Raw genomic sequence first — 6,224 nt, 5'->3', positions numbered from 1 at the left:
CGATTAAAAGCGGACACGCCCACCATCAACAACACTTACAGGACACGACCTAGTCGCTACTGCTGCGGGCGCGCCGCTGCCCGCGCGAGGTTTGCCGCATGTTCATCCACCAGAATCTCTTCAAGCAGACGCACGCGACCTTCGGCGTTCGCGAGCGGCAGCGTCCAGTTGGGGTACTCGCGGTAGGTGCCCGGCTGGTTAATGGGGCGCCGGTCGCCGGCGAGATCCGCCAGCGCGACGCCGAAGAGCTTCGAGGCCCCGCGCGCGAGGTGCGTGTGTAGGGCCACGACGATCTCGTCAGTGGTCGGGTCCTCGCCGATCAGCTCCGCCGCGCGCAGCTGCTCAAGATACGCGTCAATGAGCTGCTGCTCTTCGGCGCGTTCCTCTTCTACTGGTCGGGTGAGCACGTTGAGGCGCTCGCGCACATCCACGTGGATGAGTTCAAGATAGCCCGCGGTCGGCGGCAGGTCGTGCGTGGTGACCGAGGCGAGGCACTCTTCGCGGTAGTGCTCGGGGAGCTTCGGCGAGTCGTCTTCCGCGCGCTCAAACCACATGATCTGCGAGCCATAGACGTGACGCTCCGCCATGACTTCGCGGGTGAGGTCCGACACGTTTCCGAGGTCCTCGCCAATGACGAGTGCTCCGGCGCGCTCGGCTTCGAGCAGCAGCACCCCGATCATCGCTTCGTGGTCAAAAGTGACGTAGGTGCCCTGGTCGGCGGGCATGCCCGCTGGAACCCACCATTGGCGGAACATGCCGAGGATGTGGTCGATCCGCAGCGCACCCGCCCCAATGAAAGCCTTGCGGAGCATGTCTCGAAGCGGCGCGTACCCCGTGCGCTCCAGCGCATCGGGGCGAAGCGGCGGCTGCGACCAGTCCTGGCCAAGCTGGTTGTATGCATCCGGCGGTGCGCCCACCGAGACACCGCGGGCGAGTGAGCCGTAGAGCGACCAGGCATCCGCACCCGAGGGGTGGACCCCCACCGCGAGGTCGTGCATGACCCCGATCGACATGCCCGCGGCCACGAGCGCATTCTGGGTGTTGATCATCTGTTCCTGCAGGGCGAACTGCACCCAGCAGTAGAACTCCACGCGGTCCGCGTGCTGCTGCCGGAACTCATCCACCGCGGGTGCCGTTGGTGATTGGAACTCCTCCGGCCAATCGCGCCAGTTGCCGCCGAGCTGTTCACAGAGTGCACACCAGGTGGCGAAGTCGATCAGGCTCTCACCTTCGGTCTCGCAGTATTCACCGAACTCGCGCCAGCGACCGTGGTCACCGCGGCGGGCGGCCTCAAAACAAATGCCGAGGCCCTCGCGCTTGGCGAGCCAGCTCGCATCCCGATCGATCACATCCTGCCGATTCATCGATCGGCCGTAGGAGGCAAGTTCCTGGATGCGAATCGCTTCCGGTTCTTGCAGGTCCATTTCGTTCACGAGATCTTCGAGCCGCACGAGGCTCGGATCGCTAAAGCGACGGCTCGTGGGGAGGTACGGCGATGGCTCGATCGGGGTGGTCACCGAGGGCGAGTGGAAGGGATTCACGAGCACAAAGTCGGCTTCATGTTCGGCTCCCCACTCACCGATCGTCCGCAGGTCGCGCAGGTCGCCGATGCCCCAGGATCCCTCGCTGCGGGCCTGGTAGAGCTGGGCCATGATGCCCCAGGCTTTGCTGTCGAGGTTCGAGCTTGCCGACTCCGGCGTGACGATCAGCGTGGCCCGCGACTCTTCACCGGTCTCACCGACGAGCGCCACGATCTCGTGCCAGCCGAGTGGCAGATCGGCGGGGATGCGGAACTTCGCTTCACCAACGGGTGCGCCGTCGATCGTGCGCGGTTCCACGAGGTGCTCGAGTTGCTGGGCGGGGACTTCGCCGCCTTCTTCAAGCTGCACCGTCACCGAAACTGGCTGCTCCGCCGGCACGTGTACGAGGATCTCGGCGGTGCCGCCTGCGCGCACCACCGTGGTCGGGGGCAGGGTCAGCCGCCAGGGCCGCTCTTCGGCGGCGATGAGTGCCGCTTGTGCCGCCTCATCCGTGGACGTGTCGACGTCGAGCGCGGCCAGGACCGCTCGCAGGACCTCGGGTGCGACTTCAACGTGCGCACCACGCCAATCGTAGTAATCCGCGGAGATGCCGTAGCTTTCCGCAAGCTGAGCAAGAACCTGTGTCGAAGTCGATGCACTCACATATAGGAGTGTATGTGCGTTAGGTTGCGCAATTACCCAACCGTGAGCGTGTCGCCACTTACTGCGACCGGGATACTCGGCAGCGGCTCCTGCGCGGGCCCGGCAACCGGGTCTCCCGTGTTGATATCGAAGTAGCTCGAGTGGCAACCGCAAAAGGCGCCGCGGTCTTCGACGCTGACGAGCACGCATCCCTGGTGGGTGCAGATAGCGCTGAATGCGAAATAGCTGCCTTCGGTGGGCTGCGTGACGACGATCTCGTGCTGCTTGAAAACGGCCCCGCCGCCCACTGGCACTTCCGCGGCCGGGACGGTCACCGGCTCTTGAACGGCATCCGATTCTGTGCTCGACCCGGCGCTCGAACCGTTGTCTGTCTCCGCGCCGCAGGCGCTCAAGAGGAATGCGACGGCGGTGCCGCCACTGGCTAAGGCGGTGTTCCGAATGAACGCGCGACGCGAAGAGGGAAGCTGCTCGATCATGCTCCGAGTCTAGTCAGCCAGCGCCTTGCCCTTTTGCTCGGGCAGCAGGAAGGTCGCGGCCGCGGCAATAGCGAATGCCGCGGCAAACACGGTGAACACGAGCACAGTATCGCCGCCACCGGCAGTCACCAGAACAGGGACCAAGAGCGGGGCGATGATGGATGCAATTCGGCCGAACCCGGCGGCAGCACCGGCACCCGTGCCGCGAATATTCGTCGGGTAGAGCTCCGGTCCGATCGCGTAGAGCGCGCCCCAGGCCCCGAGGTTGAAGAAGGACAGCAGGCAGCCCGCAAGGATGATCAGCCATTCCTCACCGGCGATCCCCGAATATCCGTAGAGTGCCGCTGCCAGCGCCGAGCCCGCGAGGAATACCGCGAGCGTGCCACGGCGTCCCCACACCTCGATGAGCCAGGCGGCAACCGCGTATCCCGGAAGCTGCGCGAGCGTAATGATGAGCGTAAAGGTGAAGGACTTGACGACCGTGAATCCGGCGTCCACGAGCAGGCTCGGGATCCAGATGAAGGCGCCGTAGTAGCTGAGGTTAATGCAGAACCAGACAATCCACAGGCCGATGGTGCGTTTGCGCATCGACGCGGACCAGATCGAGATCGCGCCGGCAGCATCTGAGCCCGCTTCGCCCGCCGAATCCTCGCTCGCCCGCGGCGCAGGTGCTGCCTTTGGCAGGCTCAGGTCGACTCCCCCGGCCGCTTCGAATTTCCGCACCGCCGCTTCGGCTTCGTCCATCTTGCCGCGCGATTCCAAGAACCGCACCGATTCGGGCAGCCCGAGGCGCACATACAGCGCGTAGAGCGCGGGAACGGCTCCGAGCGCGAGCGCCCAGCGCCAGCCGCTATCGCTCGCCGACACGATGAAGGTGCCAATGATGGCCGCGAGGATCCAGCCCACGGCCCAGAACGCCTCGAGCCACACGACCATCCGACCGCGCGTCTTTCGTGGCGCGAACTCGCTCACGAGGGTCGAAGCCACTGGCAACTCCGCGCCGAGCCCGAGGCCGACAATGAAGCGGAAGGCCATAAGTAGCGCCACCGAGGTTACGAGCGCGGATGCGCCGGTCGCGAGGCCGTAGACGAGCAGCGTCAGCGCGAAGACCTGGCGGCGACCAATTTTGTCGGCGATGAGACCACCGAAGGTTGCGCCGAGGGCCATCCCGATGAAGCCGATGGATGCGATCCAGCTCGCTTCGGTGGCGTTAATCAGCTGCTGCGCGCTCAGGGCCGCGATGACGAAGGAGATGAGTCCAACATCCATCGCGTCCAGCGCCCAGCCGATGCCGGAGCCCCACAGCAGCTTGCGGTGCTCGGGGTTTGGCTTCAGCCGATCAAGGCGTTCAGACCGAGTCAGGGTCTGGTCCGGGGTGGCTCGGTCGTGCTCGATAATCTCGGCCACAGTACTCCGTCGTTCGTGGTTAGTCGTCCATTGCTTCAATCAGTTTAAAAGCAGACTTTCCGCCCATGACGCCAACGTGCAGCGCGAGGACTGACTCGTCATTAAACGCGATAACGACCCGACCGGGTTCTAAAAAGCGCGCGCGCTTCCACACACGAAGAATGTCTTCGCGGTTCACTTCCCATTCGAGCTCGACCTCGTCGAGGCCGTTTACGTCCACGACGAGGACTCGCTGATTGGTCACGAGAATCTCGCTCGTGGGTACGTCGAGGGCCTTCCGCAGGCCAGCGGCGAGGCAGCCGCTGCAGCCGAGGTAGGAGCCGCCATCAAGTTGTTCCTGCACGATCCGCTCAAAGCGAGCATCTTCCGGATCGAGCGATTTCAGTGGCACACGGGAGTCAGGATCGAGGTTTTCCGTCTCCGGTTCCTCATCATTTTCAAAGCGGTCGTCCTCAAGGTCGACCTCTGACTCGATGCAGCGAGCAGGCTGCATCCAACGCGGTTCTTCCCCGGGGCGCATGAGATGCGCCACCTGCCGGGCTATCACAGTGGTCGAAGTAGGCACAGCCGTAAATGATGGCACGATTTGCCGGTATTCGCACATACCTCTCAGCTACGTTGCGCGCTGCGGTGGATGAATGAGCAATTCAGCGCGCTCCTGCAGGTATTTTTCGAGGGGAATTGCGCTGGTCAGGCGCGTTCCGAGGTGCCACCTCACGACTGGATCGCCGTCTCGTAACGAAATGGGGCCGGTCTCGGCTCGTACAATTTCGCAGTCAATAACGTAGGTGTCGTAGTGGACTGTCTCACCTTCGGCGAATCCGCCACGGATCGCGGCGTGCCGCAGTTCGTCGCGCTGCCGTGCCGATTCTGCGGTGTATCCGAGTATTGGCGGTGGTTCGTGCGCCCGTAGCGTGGCGCCCGCCGAACGGAGCGCGCCCGCTTCGTCGATGAGCAACACGCCGAGCCGCCAGGCTCTGGTCACCGGAACGATTCGAGCCTGCCGAGTGTGCAGGAATCGCCGCTTCGGCGGCTCATACGCACCGACCGACTCCGGCGCGATCTGCGATTCGGCGAACAGGTCGCGATATTCGAGCGCGAGATTGCGCATCCACGCGCCGTTTTTCTGGGAGCCGTTCCCCACGGCATCCTCACGCCTGTCACCGATCATGCGTACGAAGATACAACTCAAAACCGGCAATCAGGAGCCGAAACTGAAACAATGACCGGGTGAATGCATCCAGCCCGAAGCCTGCCGTGCTCGAAACAAACGTGCGTGACACCGCACTCATTTTTGAAGGCGGTGGGATGCGTGCGAGCTACACCTCGGCCGTGGTGTCCTTGCTGATTGAGCAGGGGATCTACTTCGACTGGGTTGGTGGGATCTCTGCGGGTGCGAGTAATACCGCGAACTATTTATCGCGGGATGTGCCGCGCTCCTATCGCTCTTTCGTCGAGTTCGCGACGGACCCGAATTTCGGCAACCTGCGGACTTGGGCCTCGGGCAAAGGACTGTTCAATGCCCCCTATATCTATGAGGAAGCGGGCAATCCTGGCCAGGCACTCCCCTATGATTGGCCGACCTTCCAGGCCAATCCGGCCAATTTTTCGGTCGGCGCCTTCGAGATGCAGACGGGCCGGATGCAGTATTGGACTCGTGAGGACATCCACGTGATGCAGGATCTCATGCTCCGCGTCCGCGCATCCTCCTCGCTGCCCGTGCTGATGCCGCCGGTGGATCTGAATGGCAAGACCTATGTGGATGGTGCCCTGGGCCCAACCGGCGGGTTCGCGCTGGATGCTGCCAAAGCTGCCGGTTATACGAAGTTTTTCGTGGTGATGACCCGAGGCCGCGAATACATCAAGCCGCCGGCGAAGATCAGCGGCATGTACCGACGGTTGTTCCGCAAGTATCCGGCGGTGATCAACGGCATCCTGCACCGACCGCACCGATACAACGAAACGCGCGCTGAACTCTTCGAACTTGAGCGCCAGGGGCGGGCGTATTTGTTCCTGCCCGAGCACCTCAGCGTCTCGAATTCGGAGCGGGATGTGCGAAAACTTCGCCGCTCCTATGAGCTCGGCGCGCAGCAAGCCAGGCGGGAGCTACCCGCCTGGCGAGAGTTTCTCGAGATTTAGCGTTGCCCGCGGCCGCGCT

The 6,224-nt window shown here is 63.5% G+C and carries 6 protein-coding genes; 1 reads left to right on the top strand and 5 read right to left on the bottom strand.

All coding sequences use genetic code 11. From position 1 onward, the window contains the following. Nucleotides 1–56 precede the first annotated feature (56 nt). The 5 genes from malQ to ACTHXA_RS05005 all read right to left on the bottom strand — a co-directional run bounded on the left by malQ (nt 57) and on the right by ACTHXA_RS05005 (nt 5,237). Nucleotides 57–2,183: a 4-alpha-glucanotransferase gene (gene malQ / locus ACTHXA_RS05025; protein WP_441669994.1), complete on the bottom strand. Its 2,127-nt coding sequence runs from the start codon at nt 2,181–2,183 to the stop codon at nt 57–59. 32 nt (nt 2,184–2,215) lie between these two features. Continuing rightward, nucleotides 2,216–2,659 carry a ubiquinol-cytochrome c reductase iron-sulfur subunit gene (locus ACTHXA_RS05020; protein ID WP_441669992.1) on the bottom strand — a complete coding sequence of 148 codons (444 nt, stop codon included), beginning with the start codon at nt 2,657–2,659 and terminating at the stop codon, nt 2,216–2,218. A gap of 9 nt (nt 2,660–2,668) precedes the next feature. Next, a complete protein-coding gene (locus tag ACTHXA_RS05015) occupies nt 2,669–4,066 on the bottom strand; it encodes an MFS transporter (RefSeq protein WP_441669990.1) in 1,398 nt (465 codons plus the stop codon). Nucleotides 4,067–4,085: 19 nt separating this feature from the next. Next, complete coding sequence (locus ACTHXA_RS05010) at nt 4,086–4,586, bottom strand: hypothetical protein (protein WP_441669988.1); 501 nt, start codon at nt 4,584–4,586, stop codon at nt 4,086–4,088. Between the two features lie 93 nt (nt 4,587–4,679). Beyond that, nucleotides 4,680–5,237, bottom strand: coding sequence for a hypothetical protein (locus tag ACTHXA_RS05005; protein ID WP_441669986.1), 558 nt, complete (start codon nt 5,235–5,237; stop codon nt 4,680–4,682). Nucleotides 5,238–5,296: 59 nt separating this feature from the next. On the opposite strand from ACTHXA_RS05005, the gene ACTHXA_RS05000 reads away from it, so the two are divergent. Next, nucleotides 5,297–6,205, top strand: coding sequence for a patatin-like phospholipase family protein (locus ACTHXA_RS05000; RefSeq protein WP_441669984.1), 909 nt, complete (start codon nt 5,297–5,299; stop codon nt 6,203–6,205). Nucleotides 6,206–6,224 lie beyond the last annotated feature (19 nt).

The sequence above is a fragment of the Gulosibacter sp. genome (assembly GCF_052090685.1).
Classification (GTDB): Bacteria; Actinomycetota; Actinomycetes; order Actinomycetales; family Microbacteriaceae; genus Gulosibacter.
Note: the sequence above shows the minus strand (reverse complement) of the source record. Positions and strands in the feature narration are given on the sequence as shown.

Bases quoted from the DNA above. Each gene is read 5' to 3' on its own strand.
- ACTHXA_RS05020 (WP_441669992.1), bottom strand. From the start codon at position 2,659: ATGATCGAGCAGCTTCCCTCTTCGCGTCGCGCGTTCATTCGGAACACC.
- ACTHXA_RS05010 (WP_441669988.1), bottom strand. From the start codon at position 4,586: ATGCGCCCCGGGGAAGAACCGCGTTGGATGCAGCCTGCTCGCTGCATC.
- ACTHXA_RS05005 (WP_441669986.1), bottom strand. From the start codon at position 5,237: ATGATCGGTGACAGGCGTGAGGATGCCGTGGGGAACGGCTCCCAGAAA.